Annotated in this window: 15 protein-coding genes; 6 read left to right on the top strand and 9 right to left on the bottom strand. The window is 64.8% G+C overall.

The features are described 5' to 3' along the window. Positions 1-20: 20 nt before the first annotated feature. The 7 genes from HBE63_RS07255 to HBE63_RS07225 form a co-directional block, all read right to left on the bottom strand. A complete protein-coding gene (locus HBE63_RS07255; RefSeq protein WP_166904152.1) occupies positions 21-644 on the bottom strand; it encodes a TetR/AcrR family transcriptional regulator in 624 nt (207 codons plus the stop codon). Between the two features lie 170 nt (positions 645-814). Beyond that, positions 815-1,975 (bottom strand): alpha-hydroxy-acid oxidizing protein, encoded by a 1,161-nt coding sequence (locus HBE63_RS07250; protein WP_166904151.1) that lies wholly within the window; start codon positions 1,973-1,975, stop codon positions 815-817. A gap of 37 nt (positions 1,976-2,012) precedes the next feature. After that, positions 2,013-2,876, bottom strand: a complete 864-nt coding sequence (locus tag HBE63_RS07245) for a siderophore-interacting protein (RefSeq protein WP_166904150.1) — start codon at positions 2,874-2,876, stop codon at positions 2,013-2,015. 81 nt (positions 2,877-2,957) lie between these two features. Continuing rightward, complete coding sequence (gene dprA / locus HBE63_RS07240) at positions 2,958-4,085, bottom strand: DNA-processing protein DprA (RefSeq protein WP_166904149.1); 1,128 nt, start codon at positions 4,083-4,085, stop codon at positions 2,958-2,960. Then, a complete protein-coding gene (locus HBE63_RS07235) occupies positions 4,085-5,596 on the bottom strand; it encodes a YifB family Mg chelatase-like AAA ATPase (RefSeq protein ID WP_166904148.1) in 1,512 nt (503 codons plus the stop codon). Before HBE63_RS07235 ends, dprA begins: the two co-directional genes overlap by 1 nt. Before the next feature lies 1 nt (position 5,597). Next, positions 5,598-5,966: a YraN family protein gene (locus HBE63_RS07230; protein ID WP_166904147.1), complete on the bottom strand. Its 369-nt coding sequence runs from the start codon at positions 5,964-5,966 to the stop codon at positions 5,598-5,600. A 155-nt stretch (positions 5,967-6,121) separates the two neighbouring features. Continuing rightward, positions 6,122-6,706, bottom strand: a complete 585-nt coding sequence (locus HBE63_RS07225; RefSeq protein ID WP_166904146.1) for a TetR/AcrR family transcriptional regulator — start codon at positions 6,704-6,706, stop codon at positions 6,122-6,124. 172 nt (positions 6,707-6,878) lie between these two features. On the opposite strand from HBE63_RS07225, the gene HBE63_RS07220 reads away from it, so the two are divergent. The 4 genes from HBE63_RS07220 to HBE63_RS07205 are packed head-to-tail and all read left to right on the top strand — an operon-like array spanning position 6,879 to position 9,723. Further along, complete coding sequence (locus HBE63_RS07220; protein ID WP_166904145.1) at positions 6,879-7,733, top strand: TauD/TfdA family dioxygenase; 855 nt, start codon at positions 6,879-6,881, stop codon at positions 7,731-7,733. A gap of 1 nt (position 7,734) precedes the next feature. Continuing rightward, the gene (locus HBE63_RS07215) at positions 7,735-8,301 is read left to right on the top strand and encodes a nuclear transport factor 2 family protein (protein WP_166904144.1); all 567 of its coding nucleotides are present in this window, start codon (positions 7,735-7,737) and stop codon (positions 8,299-8,301) included. Next, entirely contained in the window at positions 8,298-9,179 is an 882-nt protein-coding gene (locus HBE63_RS07210; protein WP_166904143.1) for an SDR family NAD(P)-dependent oxidoreductase, read from the top strand. The genes HBE63_RS07215 and HBE63_RS07210 overlap by 4 nt, the downstream gene beginning before the upstream one ends. Continuing rightward, complete coding sequence (locus tag HBE63_RS07205) at positions 9,169-9,723, top strand: nuclear transport factor 2 family protein (protein WP_166904142.1); 555 nt, start codon at positions 9,169-9,171, stop codon at positions 9,721-9,723. Before HBE63_RS07210 ends, HBE63_RS07205 begins: the two co-directional genes overlap by 11 nt. 25 nt (positions 9,724-9,748) lie before the next feature. Here the strand turns inward: HBE63_RS07205 and HBE63_RS07200 are convergent, their stop codons facing one another. Further along, positions 9,749-11,050, bottom strand: coding sequence for an NAD(P)/FAD-dependent oxidoreductase (locus HBE63_RS07200; protein ID WP_166904141.1), 1,302 nt, complete (start codon positions 11,048-11,050; stop codon positions 9,749-9,751). A 102-nt stretch (positions 11,051-11,152) separates the two neighbouring features. Here HBE63_RS07200 and HBE63_RS07195 point away from each other — a divergent pair, with 102 nt between their 5' ends. After that, a complete protein-coding gene (locus HBE63_RS07195) occupies positions 11,153-11,752 on the top strand; it encodes a TetR/AcrR family transcriptional regulator (protein WP_166904140.1) in 600 nt (199 codons plus the stop codon). A gap of 316 nt (positions 11,753-12,068) precedes the next feature. Here the strand turns inward: HBE63_RS07195 and HBE63_RS07190 are convergent, their stop codons facing one another. After that, complete coding sequence (locus HBE63_RS07190; RefSeq protein ID WP_166904139.1) at positions 12,069-12,554, bottom strand: MarR family winged helix-turn-helix transcriptional regulator; 486 nt, start codon at positions 12,552-12,554, stop codon at positions 12,069-12,071. A 140-nt stretch (positions 12,555-12,694) separates the two neighbouring features. Between HBE63_RS07190 and HBE63_RS07185 the strand changes: the two genes are divergently transcribed. Then, positions 12,695-13,822, top strand: coding sequence for a spirocyclase AveC family protein (locus HBE63_RS07185; protein ID WP_166904138.1), 1,128 nt, complete (start codon positions 12,695-12,697; stop codon positions 13,820-13,822). Positions 13,823-13,854: the final 32 nt, after the last annotated feature.

Genomic DNA, 13,854 nt, shown 5'->3' with positions numbered 1-13,854 from the left:
GAGTACTCCTCTGCAGTGGGTCAGGCGGTGCGAAACGCCCGATAAGTGGCCGATCCGATGAATTCACCCAATGTGGTTGGGGTCCAGTATTTTCCGTCTTCGTTCAGTAACGTTCGCACCGCGCCTTCACAGGTGGACACGAAATGCTCGACCAGCACCGGCAGCTTTTTGTCGGCATCGGTGGTGCCCCAACGTGCCAGGGTGGGCGCCAGCCGTCGGGAGACCTTGCCGACCATCAGTGCGCGACCGTTGCGGAAGTGTTTGGCCACGGCCGGGTCCGGGTCGGCACTCATCACGAGCCGCCAGGAATCGGGCCGGCTGGCGACCGTCTCAAGCAACGACTGGAAACCCTCGACGAAGACGGTTTCGTCGGCATCCGCGCGGCCGTAGGGCAGCGCATCGATCGCCCCCTGAACCAGCAGTGCCAATTCCCGCTCGAGCAGTGCCCTCAACAATTCAACCCGGTCGGGAAAACACGAGTACACCACCGGGCGGGTGACCTTGAGTCGCTGCGCCACCGCGCCGATCGTGACCGCGGCGACCCCCTCAGTCACCGCAATCGCCAGGGCCGCATCCAGCACCTGCGGGCGCCGCCGCTCGGGCCCCAGGTGGGCAGCCCTCTCGCGAACGGTTTCTACACTCATGAAGGAAAATGCTACATGGCTGAATAATCATTGGCCAGGGGTCGTGAGCAGCCTTGTTACCAGCGGTTCGTCACGCTGGAGTGGCTACGCAGCTCGAACGCCACTCCAGCGTGACAAAAGAATGCACGGAATCGACCCCGCAGAACGCGACGTCGTGCACGGTTCGGCGGTCAGTCGACCCGTCGCAGTGCCTCGGGCGTGAGATCGGCCAACGTCGGGTATCCGTCGACCCCCATGATCAGGTCGGCCTCGGCGAGCAGCGACCGCAGCACATGCACGATGCCGTCAACGCCACCCAAAGCCAGCCCGTACGCGTATGGGCGGCCCACCCCGACCGCGGTGGCGCCCAGCGCGAGGGCCTTGACGATGTCGGCGCCGTTGCGGATTCCCGAGTCGAACAACACCGGCAGCCCGTCTGCCGCCTCGACCACACCGGGCAGGCAGTCGATCGCGGGCAGGCCGCCATTGGCCTGGCGCCCACCGTGATTGGAACAGTAGATGCCGTCGATGCCACCGTCCTTGGCGCGCCGGACGTCGTCGGGGTGGCAGATGCCCTTCAGGATCAGCGGCAGTTTCGTCAGCGACCGCAGCCACGGCAGGTCGTCCCAGGTCAGCGGATTTCCGAACAGGCTCACCCAGCGCAGAACTGTCGCCTGCGGGTTCTCCTCGGGCGGCTGCTGCAGGCCGGCTCGGAACACCGGATCACTGGTGTAGTTGGCCAGACATTTACCGCGTAGCTGCGGGAAGTTCGAGGTGGTCAGGTCCCGCGGGCGCCACCCCGGAACCCAGGTGTCCAGCGTGACGACGATGCCCTTGTACCCGGCCGCCTCGGCGCGCTGCACGAGGCTGGCCGCCAGGTCCTTGTCGGTCGGGGTGTACAGCTGGAAGAAGCCTGGGGTGTCGCCGAATTCGGCGGCGACGTCTTCCAGCGGATCTTCGGTCAGGGTGGACACCATCAGCGGCACCCCGGTACGTGCGGCGGCCCGGGCGCCGGCCAGGTCGCCGTGCCCGTCCTGACCACAGATGCCGAGCACCCCGATCGGTGCCATGAACAGCGGCGAGGGCAGCGTGAGGCCGAACACGTCGACAGACAGATCCCGTTCACGATGCGCGTTGAACATCCGCGGCATCAATCCCCACCGGTCGAAGGCGGCGCGGTTGACCTGCTGGGTGCGCTCGTCGCCGGCCCCGCCGGCCACATACGACCAGATGGATGCCGGCATGGCTGCCTGGGCCTTGGCCTCCAGGCTCGCATAGTCCATCGGCATGGTCGGCAGTACGCCGGACAGCCCCTGCAGGTAGATCTCGAGTTGATAGTCGCCGTAGGCCATGACGGCTACCTTTCCATCCCGGACCGCCGGCCTGCCATCAACCTGCGGTGTCGGCCTCCGCTTTGGCCAGCTCGGCCTTCCACTGCCGGAAAGTCTCCTCGGTGCGCCCACGACGCCAGTACCCCGAGATCGACGCGGCCCATTTCGCCGCGACGCCGCGCTCTTTGCGGATGTAGGGGCGCAGGTTGTGCATCACGGCCTGGGCCTCGCCGTGGATGAACACCTGAACCTGACCCGGCAGCCAGGCCGCCTCCTTGACCGCGGCGATCAGCGGTGCGTTGTCTCCGGCATGTTCGTCGCCGACCAGGTCGGCGCGCCCGCCCCGGTGGATCCACGTGACCTCGACGCCATCGGGAGCGGTGAGCTCAACTTCGTCTCCTGGGCCGGCCACCTCGATGAAGACCTTGCCGATCGCGTTGTCCGGCAAGGATTCCAGCGCCGTGCTGATGGCGGGGAGGGCGGCTTCGTCACCGGCCAGCAGATGCCAATCAGCGGCCGGGTCCGGGGCATAGGCCCCGCTGGGTCCCATCAGGTAGGCGGGCTGACCTGGTTGGGCTGCGGCGGCCCAGGGTGCGGCCACGCCCTGCTCACCGTGCACGACGAAGTCAACGGTGATCTCGCCACGCTCGGTGTCGACCTCGCGCACAGTGTAGGTGCGCACCGTGGGTCGTTGTTCGGCAGGCAACTCCTGAAAGCTGTCCAGTGTCAAGGGTTTCGGCAGCACCGATACGTCGACACCGTCGGGAACGATGACAAACTTGACGTAGGCATCGCTGAACTCGCTGGGCGAGAACGTGCCGAAGCCGTTATCGCCGTTGCCGCCCAGCACCAGTCTGACCGTGTGGTCGGTCAGTTGCTCGCGACGCACCACCTGAAAGGTATGCACGGGTCGTGCTGCCATACCGCCTCCAAAACTCGCTCGGCCGATCTCTTTGTTAGCCGACCTCATCGACTATACGGAGGTGGGGCCCGTGCATGGGGTCTACCGGCGCCGGCGCAACCGCCAGCACCCGTCCTCGCCGACGACCATCCCCGCGAGCTCCAACGTCGTCAACGGCCCCAAGATCTGATGTGGTGGAAGTGCGGCGAGCACCGCGATCTCGTCCACGGTGTGGGCGCCTCGCGACTGCAGCGCGTCGTAGACCTGTTTCTCGGTCGGCGAAAGCCCGTCGAGCGGCCCAACGGGATGGGGCTCATCCGGGGCGAGTTCGCCTACGCGGCCGACGAGTTCGACGATTTCCTCGGCACGGCCGACCAGGTGGGCATCGCCTCGGAGCAGCGCATGACACCCCGCCGATGCGGCCGAGGTCACCGGGCCCGGCACGGCGCACACCGACCGGCCCAGCAGTTTGGCCCACGCCGCGGTATTGGCCGCGCCGCTGCGTAACCCGGCCTCCACCACCACCGTCGCGCCCGAGAGGGCCGCGACCAACCGGTTGCGGGTGAGAAACCGCAGCCGGCCCGGCGCGACCCCCGGTGGATACTCACTGACCAACAGGCATTCCTGGCGGATCCGATGGAACAGTGCGCTGTGCCCGGCCGGGTACGGATTGTCGATGCCGCCGGCCACGATCGCGACGGTCACGCCCTCACACGCGAGCGTGGCGCGATGCGCTGCCCCGTCGATGCCGTAGGCACCGCCGGACACCACCGTGACGTCGCGGTCAACCAGACCGGCGGCCAGGTCAGCGGCAACATGCTCGCCGTACGCGGTGGCCGCACGGGTACCGACGATCGCCGCGGCGCGCTCGCTCACCTCGTCAAGCCGCGCCGGCCCGCTCGCCCACAACACCAACGGCGGATGATCGTTGGAACGCTTGCGATCCTTGTCCACGCCCAATGCGCGGAATCGCAGCAACGGCCACTCATCGTCATCGGGGGTGATCAACCGCCCGTCCATTCTGTCGAGGACAGCCAGATCCTTGACCGCACAATCTAATTCCCGGCGGGCTTCGACCCGACTCGACAACTCCGACTCGACGTCACCGGATTTGACCCGGCCGGCCGCCTCGACGGGACCCACCTGAGCGACCAAGGCGGTCAATTCCCGGCACGGCGGCTCGGCGACCCGTGACAGATAGGCCCACGCACGCCGGACCTCGTCGGTCATCACACGACCCCGGCCTGGCGGAAGCTCAACGCCGTGGCGACGTCCTCGCGAGCCGGCATGGACCGCCCGGCCAGATCGGCCAAAGTCCAGGCAACCCTCAAACTCCTGTCGGCGCCGCGCATGCTGATCACCCCGCGGTCGAGTGCGGACCGCAGCGGCTCCATGGCGGCTTTGGGCAATCGGAATTCGCGCCGCAGCAACGGACCGCCGACCTCGGCATTGGTACCGATCCCATACGGTTTCCACCGTTCCTGAGCGGCGAGGCGCGCGGCTGCAACGCGTTCACGCACCACGGCGCTGGACTCACCGGCCTGCGGGGGCGTGAACGCTCCGGCGCTGACCGGGTACAACTCCACCCGCAAGTCGACACGGTCTACCAATGGCCCCGACAGCTTGCCCCTATACCGCAGCCTGGCCTGAGCCGAACAGACGCAGTCGACCGATTTGGGTGGTGCGCACGGGCACAAGTTCGCCGCCAGAACCAGTTGGAAGCGGGCCGGATAACACGCCACCCCATCCCGGCGAGCCAGCCGGATCTCGCCGTCTTCCAATGGGGTTCGCAGTGCTTCCAGAGCACTCGAGCCCATTTCGGCGAATTCGTCGAGAAACAACACACCCCGGTGGGCGCGACTGACGGCTCCGGGACGGGCGTAGCCACTTCCACCTCCGACGAGAGCGGCCACGCTGGAGGTGTGGTGCGGAGCCACAAACGGCGGCCGCGTGATCAATGGGGTATCCCCCGCCAACAACCCCGCCACCGAATGAATCCCTGTCACCTCAAGCGATTCCGCAGACGACAACGGCGGCAACAGACCCGGAAGGCGTTGCGCCAACATCGTTTTACCAATCCCGGGCGGACCGGTGAGCATCAAATGATGGGAGCCCGCGGCCGCCACCTCAACGGCGTAGCGGGCCTGGGCCTGCCCGACGACGTCGGCGAGATCCGCCGCCGCCTCCGGGGCACGCCCCGGCGCCGAGACCCGTGCCGGTAGGTCACCCTTGCCGTCGAGCCAGGCCTGCAGTTGCCGCAAGGTTGTTACACCGCACACCTCGATGCCGTCGACAAGGCTGGCCTCGGCCAAGTTGTCGACCGGCACCACCACCGTCGGCCAACCCTCGTTCTTGGCGGCCAGTACAGCCGGCAACACGCCGTGCACCGGACGGACCCGGCCGTCGAGAGCGAGTTCACCGAGCAGCACCGTCTTCTCCAGCCGCGCCCAAGCAGTCTTGGTGTGCGCTGACAGCACCGCCGCGGCCAAGGCCACGTCGTAGACCGAACCGACCTTGCGCAACGTGGCCGGGGACAACGCCAAGGTCAGACGCGACATCGGCCACGTGTTTCCGCAGTTGGTGATGGCGGCCCGTACCCGATCCCGCGATTCCTGCAAAGCGGTGTCGGGAAGTCCCACCAGGTTCACGCTGGGCAGCCCTGAGGTGATATCGGCCTCGATCTCCACGATCACACCCGCCACCCCACGCACGGCCACCGAATAGGCTCTGCCCAAACCCATTTCAGCCCACCCCCTTCAGGTGGGTCAGTTCCGGTTCTCGGCGGCGACCGACGCGTACCCCGATCACATCGATACGCAGTGCGGCGAAGCGGACCCCCTGCTCGGCCAGCCACAGTGCCGCCAGTCGTCGGATGCGGCGCACCTTCTGCGGCGTCACCGCCTCGGCCAGCCCACCGAAACCGTCCCCGGTACGGGTCTTCACCTCGACGAACACCACCGTGTTGGTGGCGACCTCTTCGACGATCACGTCGAGCTCGCCGTAGCGGCAGCGCCAATTGCGCGTCAACGTGCGCAACCCCTGCGCCGCCAAATGCTCGACGGCCAGCTGTTCACCCAGTGCGCCGATCTCGGCCCGTGTCAAATAACTCATGCCCACACCGTGCGGACACCGTCCGACAGAACCGGCTCAATCAGGCCGAGTTATCCCCAGCGCGGAGTTCATCCACAGGCTGCAGCAACGGGTTGGCTGCACGCGTGGGCATATGAACGATTTCCATGTCGCTGCAACCGATATTCTGGTCGGCGTCAATGGCTGGCGGGCATATCGACGAATCCCATTGCGCGCCGGCCTGAGTCGATCAGTTGGGATCGCAGGGCCTCATCGTCGATACGCCGGTCCGCGGTGGCAGCACCCCCGGCAAGGCCGGTGAGAACGACGGCGGCATTAACTGTTCCCCGATCAGGCGTGTCAGTCGCCGCCAGCAGTGCGATCTGGCGGTCGATCAGCGCCGCCCATTCGGGATGATTCCGCAATACGGCGCGCACGCTCGGGTCGAAGGTGGTGACGGGAACCAAGTTCCGGTTTCTGGCGACGATGTCGGCATAACCGACGAGCATCGATTCAGCGCGGGCTCGCACGGTTCGCTTGCGTTCTGCGATTTCGACCACCGTGGCGATCTGGCTGAAAATGGGCTCCATCAGTGCGATCAGCAGTTGTTCGCGGGTGCGGAAGTGGTAGTAGATCGCAGCCTTTGTCAGGCCGAGTTCGTCGGCGATCATCTGCAGGGAAGTCCCGGCGAAGCTGTACGTGAGGAACAGTTGCATGGCCGCGTCCAACATCCGGCGCCGAGTCGTCGCCGGTCCGACGGCGTCCTCAACCTCTGTGCCCATCGCGAACTCCTCAACCGATGCACTGTTGTCCAGCAATGTACTAGCTGATCGTAAAGATCATCATAAACTTGTTTGCAATATTCCTTACTTTCTGAACGGCTAGGGCTTACTTTACGATCAGCTAGTCGCGCCGCTCGGGTGCGCATCCAAGGTGAGACGTTGGAGACCCGCTATGCCGCACTTTCCCAAGCCGTCCGAGGGGCCCTTGACGCAGCTGAACACTCGCGATATCAAGCCACGCATCGGAACCGAGATCCTCGCAGACAAAGCGGCGCTGCTCAGCGGTGCCTTTGCCGCCGAACTCCGAGAACTTCTCGAACAACGTGGCGTGCTGGTGTTCCCGCAAATCAGTTTCACCGACGATGAACAGGTCGCGTTCACCGAGACACTTGGCGTGTTCGCGCCCGAACGCACCGGAGAATCGGTGTACAACGTCACCCTGGACACCAACGTGAATAGTTCTGCCGACTATCTCAGGGGCTCGCTGTACTGGCATATCGACGGAACCATGAACGATGTTCCGATCCGAGCGTCGCTGCTCTCCAGTCGGGTATTGCCCAGTGACGGCGGCGGTGACACCGAGTTCTGCAACACCTATGCGGCCTACGATGGCCTGTCCGACGACGATCAGGCGGCGCTTGATCAGCTGACGGTGATGCATTCGGCGTGGAACTCATTGTTCTACTTCGAACCCGAACCCACCCTCAAGCATTTGCAAGCCATGATGCGCATCGGCGACAAGGAATTGCCGCTGGTGTGGACCCACCGGTCAGGCCGCAAATCGCTGGTCCTGGGCTGTACCGCCCGGCATGTCGTCGACATGGATTACCGCAGGAGTGCCGAGCTTCTGGTGCGGTTGCGCGACTGGGCAACTCAACCCGAACTCGTCTACCGCCACCAATGGTCCGTCGGCGACCTGGTGATCTGGGACAACACCGGCACCATGCACCGTGCGATGCCCTACAACCCGGACTCCGGTCGGTTGCTCACCCGGACCAAACTCGTGGGTGAGGAGGCGTTCACCTGACATGAACAGCCTCACGCATGAACTCTCACAACTGCTGGATCGGGAAAAGATCCGGGACTGCCTGGCCCGGCTGGCCCGCGGTGAAGACCGCCGCAATGCCGAACTCATCTCCAGAGCGTACTGGCCCGGCGCGATCGTCGACCTCGGCATCTTCTCCGGGACGCTCGAGAAGTATCTCGATTGGGTCGTACCGGGATCACCGGACATCCCTGTCACACAACATGTTCTGGGGCAGATCCTGATCGATCTGCATGATGAAACCGCCCTGGTGGAGACTCCCGTGCTGGCCTATCACCGGACGATTACGCGCGGCACAGAACGAGACTTGGTCATCGGAGGCCGGTATCTGGACTGGATGGACAGCGTCAGCGGCGACTGGCGCATCGCCAAGCGCACCATGCTCTATGACTGGTGTCAGGATCTGGGCACGTCGGCGGATTGGTCAGCCGGCCTGATGGGTATGCCGTTCGACATCGACAGCTACGCCGGCCGGGCCACCAAAGATCCAAGTGAGGGCTTCCTCGGCGACCGATGGCCCTACCACCACACCAGTGATGTTGCGGAATGACCGCGCTGACAGGCAAAGTCGTGGTGGTCACCGGCGCGAGCCGCGGCATCGGCAAAGGCATCGCCCTGGCATTGGGCGAAGCCGGCGCAACGGTGTACGTAACTGGCCGCTCGACATCCGGCGCGCAGCACGAACTGCCGGGAACGGTCGATGAGACATCCGACGAGATAACACGGCGAGGCGGCACGGGAATCGCTGTGCAGGTCGACCATGGCAACGACAACCAGGTCGCGGCGCTGTTCGACCAGATCCGGTCTGAGCAAGGCCGCCTGGATATCCTCGTCAACAACGCCTTCGCTCTCCCCGAGGATCTCACCCAACCCCGAGGATTCTGGGAGAAGCCACTATCCAACTGGCAGATGATCGACGTCGGAGTGCGATCGAATTTCGTTGCAGCGCACCATGCTGCGCGGATCATGGTCCCGCAGAGATCCGGGCTGATCGTGGCTACCTCCGGCTACGTCGGCGTCACCTATACCTACGGCGTGGTCTTCGGCCTGTGCAAGGCGGCCGTCGACCGGATGGCACGGGACATGGCCATCGAACTGCAGCCACACCGCGTGGCATCGGTGTCGTTGTGGCAGGGCCTGACTATGACCGAACGAGCTCGGCGCAATCTGGCCGTTACTCCGGAAATGACCGAATCGATCGTCACGAATCCGGCCATGAGTTCTTCGCCGGAGTTCCCCGGAAGGGTCATCCGTGCGCTGGCGACCGACCCAAGCCTGATGGATCTGTCCGGCGGAACGTTCATCACTGCCGAGCTCGCACAGCGCTACGGCATCACCGACATCGACGGAAAGACAGTGCCGTCACTACGGGCTGAACGGGGATCCCCGATCTGGGAGCCCATCACGGAGGACGAACATGGACGTTGACCGACAGTCACGGCTCGAAGCGCTCCTTGACCGGCAAGACATCATTGATTGCCTTACCCGGTTCAGCCGCGGTCTCGACCGGTTCGACCGGGGCCTGTTTCTCACGGCATTCCACGACGCTGCCGTAATCGCCGCAGGCGATTTCGTCGGTGGGCCGGCCGATCTCTACGAGTGGGCCCGAGCCATGCACGAACAGGGACAGATCGCCACCCAGCACCATCTCCTCAACCACACCTGCGAAATCGACAGTGACACTGCGCATTGCGAGACCTACTACTTGTTCGTTGCCCGCAACCGCGACGATTCGAACTGGATGGCCGGCGGCAGATACTTCGACCGGCTGGTACGGAGCGACCCGGGATGGCGAATCATGCTTCGTACGAACGTTATCGAATGGTCGGGCATGCTACCGACCATGCCCATGCCCTTTGCCGACGTCCCTGACATCGCGGTGAACGGTCAGCCTGCCCGCGACCGGACCGACCCGTCCTATCAGCGACCGCTACGCAACCTTCGGGAACATCACATCCCGCACGCGAACTGAAGCAGCGCACTTGCCTTGGCGTGGCTCAACCGCAACGGGTCGTCGATGACCGCAGTGGAGCGCGGCGTTTGTCGACCTCCGCCGCGAGTAGAGCACCGATCTCGGCGAACGTAGCTCGTCTCCGGCCCGGATGATTCCAGAGGGTGGTGTACGTCGCTGCGAGCAGTCGCCCGACGGTGAACAGCTTGTCAGAGAGAACGTCCCGGTTGAGGACCTTCAGGAGGGTGGTAGCACCGTTCGGGTCGCAGGAGATTCGCCGAAGCACCTCGGTGATCAACGGTGACGAAGGGCCGGGCCGGCCCATCTGCATTGCGAGCCAGTACATGTCATAGGATCTGCGGTCGCGGTGACGCCACCAGCGGTACAGGGCCTCGTCCTGCGCGACGGCCCTGCCCATCGTCGCCTGGATGACGGTCGACAGTGACTTCGCCTGGCACAGCGCGTCGGCGATGCCCTGCGCCGGAGTGAAATCCTTGAAATGCCCCGCGTCACCGACGAGCACCCACCCCGGTCCCGCCGATTCCCGAAAATAACTGTGCCAGTTCATCATCACCCGCAACGGCCCGACGCGCTCGGCGCCGCGGACGATCTCGTCAAGCTCGGGCCAGGCGCGAAGGGCGTCGCGAAAATTGGCTTCTCGGTTCCGATTGAAGTCATGGGCGTCGGCATGGTCGACGGCGAGCCCGGCCATGTACAGGCTCGAATCCGTTGGGCTGGCTAAGAATGCCAGATTGCCCTTACGCGCGATCCGCAGCCGAGGTTCCTGAGGCCCGGCAGTGAAGTAGCCCCAGACCGGGACCCGCCCGGGTGGTTTGACCAGATACTTGTGCGCGCCCACAGCCTCGGCGACCACCGACCTGCAGCCGTCGGCACCCACCACGAGGTCGGCGCCCAGCGACCCGTCCGCAGTCTCGACACCGATCACTCTCTCGCCAGACATGCGGATACCGGTCACGCGGCATCCGTTCCTCACCTCGACACCTGAGCGAATGGCCCCTTGTTGCAATTCCTGATCGAGGATCGTCCGGCGCGCGTTGAGGCCGGGGCAGGCGAATCCATCATCGAGGACCCCGTCGATGCGCACATCGTCATTCACCAGGCTGAAGCGGTCCAACTGCACCGCACCGTGCGTCAGCACCGGACCCAACACGCCCAGTTCGTCGAGGATCGCGACCCCACGGGGCTGGATCACGTGAGTCGACGGCGTCTCGCTCGGAAAGTTCGCCTTGTCGACGAGGCAGACCCGCATACCCGCCCGCGCCAGATAGGTGGCGAGCGCCGAACCGGCGCAGCGCCCGCCGACCACCACGACGTCGAAGGATTCCATCGGCACCCTCCTGGCTCGTCACACGAACTTACCATTGGTAAGACTAGCGTTGAGCTGGAAACTTATCAATGGACAGATTGGCCCCAGGCGTACTCTTGGGCGATGACCGAAGCCGATCACAGGTCGTACCACCATGGCGATCTGCGCACTGCAGCCGTGGCCGCAGCGATCTCCGAGGTCGAGGAAGTCGGCGTCTCGGCGGCCTCCATGCGCAGGATCGCCCGGCGGGCGGGCGTGTCGCACGCGGCGCTTGCCCACCACTTCACCGACAAGACCGGACTGTTCACTGCCGTTGCCGCAGAGGGGTTCAGGCGAATGGCGGCGGCAATCGGCCCGGTCGCGTCCGGAGAATTGGGGTTTCTGGCCGGAGGGGCTGAGTACGTGCGGTTCGCCCTCGAGAACCGCGGATTCTACGAGGTGGCGTTCCGTCCGTACCTCTGCCACCAGAACGACCCTGACCTCCTACAGGCGCGAACGGCAGCCTTCGACATTCTTTACGGCAGCGCCCGGCGAAGCCTCATCAGCACGCACGAGCCCGACACCATCACCGACGCCGATGTCGCGAGCCTCGTCATCGCCGGCTGGTCGATGTCTCACGGCCTGGCCACCCTGCAGGCGACCGACAACCTCGCCGACCGGCCGCCTGGCGACATCCTCCGCGGAGTGGAGCTGCTGGCCTCCCTTTTGAAGACCGGCGAGTGACGGACCGCTGGACAGCTACCCGTTTCCATGGCTCCGCGATTCCCGCCCTCCACGGCTATACCCCACCCTCTCGGTGTACGTGGCCAACGCGACGCGCACGCGACTGACGGGCACGACGATCGCAAAGCTGCGCGGCCGGCGTATGGGCCGCGAACCAGATCCACTCCTAGCCAGATGATTTCAGCCGAGACGGCTGCACGATTGGTCCAGCCCGCACCATAGTCCGCAGCTTTCACCACGCAGGGACCGGTGGACCATCAAGGCGCGATTCGTTGACCCCCAGATTCGAGGCAGCGCCCCCCGCGGGACCCGACCGTCAGCGAACGTCGTCAGCCTTGCGCATCGGGTTGGGAACCGACGACTGCGGAACGCCGCTGAGCTTGCGCAGCGTGGAGATGCAAGAGTGGAGTTCTTCGAGGGCCACGCCCGCCGCCTTGGCGCGGAAAAAGTCGTGCAGTTGGCGCAATGACTCCCGCTGGGCGGCTGCGCCTCGCGGCGTCACCTCGATTCGGGTGACGCGCCGGTCGTCATTCGATGGCGACCGGCGTAGCAGGTCCGCGGCGACCAGTTTGTCGATGTCCGAAGTGATAGTGCTCGGCAACACGTTGAGATAGTCGATCAGCAATCCGGGACGGTCGAGGCCGGCATGGACCAGAAAAATGATGCCCAGGGCGCGTTCCGAGATCCCGTACTCGCGTGCGACCGGCGTGGTGAGGGTTGAAATCATGCGTCGGATGTCCGTTGCAGCGCCGAGGAAGTCGACGATGTCGCCGTCGTCTGCAGCTCCAATGGTGTCGGCCACGACGCCACACCATACCTCGCCTCGCCATCAGGCAGGACCCACCGAATGATAGTTCATTATCTGAAATATATGCGCTACGCTCCCCAAGGGGCGAGGTTCGCCTCACGCGTCACCACAATCGCTGGGATTACGGGAGTGCCATGAAGCCGTCCATTTCTGCCAAGGAGCCCGTCACCAACCGCACGACGTCGCCACCGACCGATTCCCGCTGGAAGGCTCCGCTCTGTTGGGCGATCGTCGCCGCGCTGGCCGTCTTCGTCCTGGTGACTGCACAGAAGCATGGAGCGGCATCACCGGAGAATCAGAACCCAGACGGCGTGGGCAAGCCGCCGCCGGTGGTGCCGCTGTGGTCCGGCATCGACTTTGTGTTCTGGGGCCAGGTCTTGGGTGCGGCGCTCCTGCTCATCACCATCGCCGCCTCGATTCTGGTCTGGCGCCGCCATCCCGGGCATCCGGTCATTCTCATGATCCTGGCCTCCAGCACGCTGTTCTGGTGGGACCCGATCAACAACTGGGCAATCGGTCTGGTGTACAACCCGAATCTCTGGCACTTCCCTCGGAATTGGCCGTGGCTCAACATCTCTCCGGTTATCGAACCGTTGACCTCAGTCATCTACGCGCCCTACGTCCTGCTTCCCTATTTCCTGGCCATGCCGGTCCTGCGGGCCATTCAACGACGCCGCGGCCCGGAAGCCTTCGTCTGGCGTCACCCGTTGATCTCGATCGGCGCGCTGACGTTCGTCATCGGCGCCATCTGGGATGCTGCGCAGGAGATCCTGCTCACCCGTACGCAGTTCCTCACCTATAGCCATGTCGTCGAGTTCGGCTCGATCGATGTGGGCAAGAACAGTCAGTTCCCACTATTGATGGCCAGCGTGCTCATCACGGTCATCATGATCCCGGCGTCGATCTTGCTCTATCGCGATGACACCGGAAAATCCCAGGCAGACAAGATTGCCCAGCGGCTGCGCCTGTTTGCGGGTCACCCGAAGTTGGCTACCTTCCTGGTGATGGCGGTCGTGGTGAATGTCGCGATGATGAGCTTCAGCTCAGCGTTCTGGCTGGCACGCACGACTGGTGCGGCATCCAGTGTGGCCTGTCCGTGGCCATACCCCCAGGCCAAGACCTGGGATCCCCGCGGCTATTACGAATCGCAAGGGGCCCCAGGACCATTCACCGCGGGAAAGGCCAGCTCGTGGCAGATCGCACAACCCGAGGGTCGGCCGACGAATATCACCGTGGAGTCCGACCGCTGCAATCCGCAGTGACACGACGGGGCCGGGACACGCCACGATGTCCC

Origin of the sequence: Mycobacterium sp. DL440 (genome assembly GCF_011745145.1) — a bacterium.
In the GTDB taxonomy this organism is placed as follows: domain Bacteria; phylum Actinomycetota; class Actinomycetes; order Mycobacteriales; family Mycobacteriaceae; genus Mycobacterium.
This window is presented reverse-complemented; position numbering and strand designations above follow the sequence as displayed.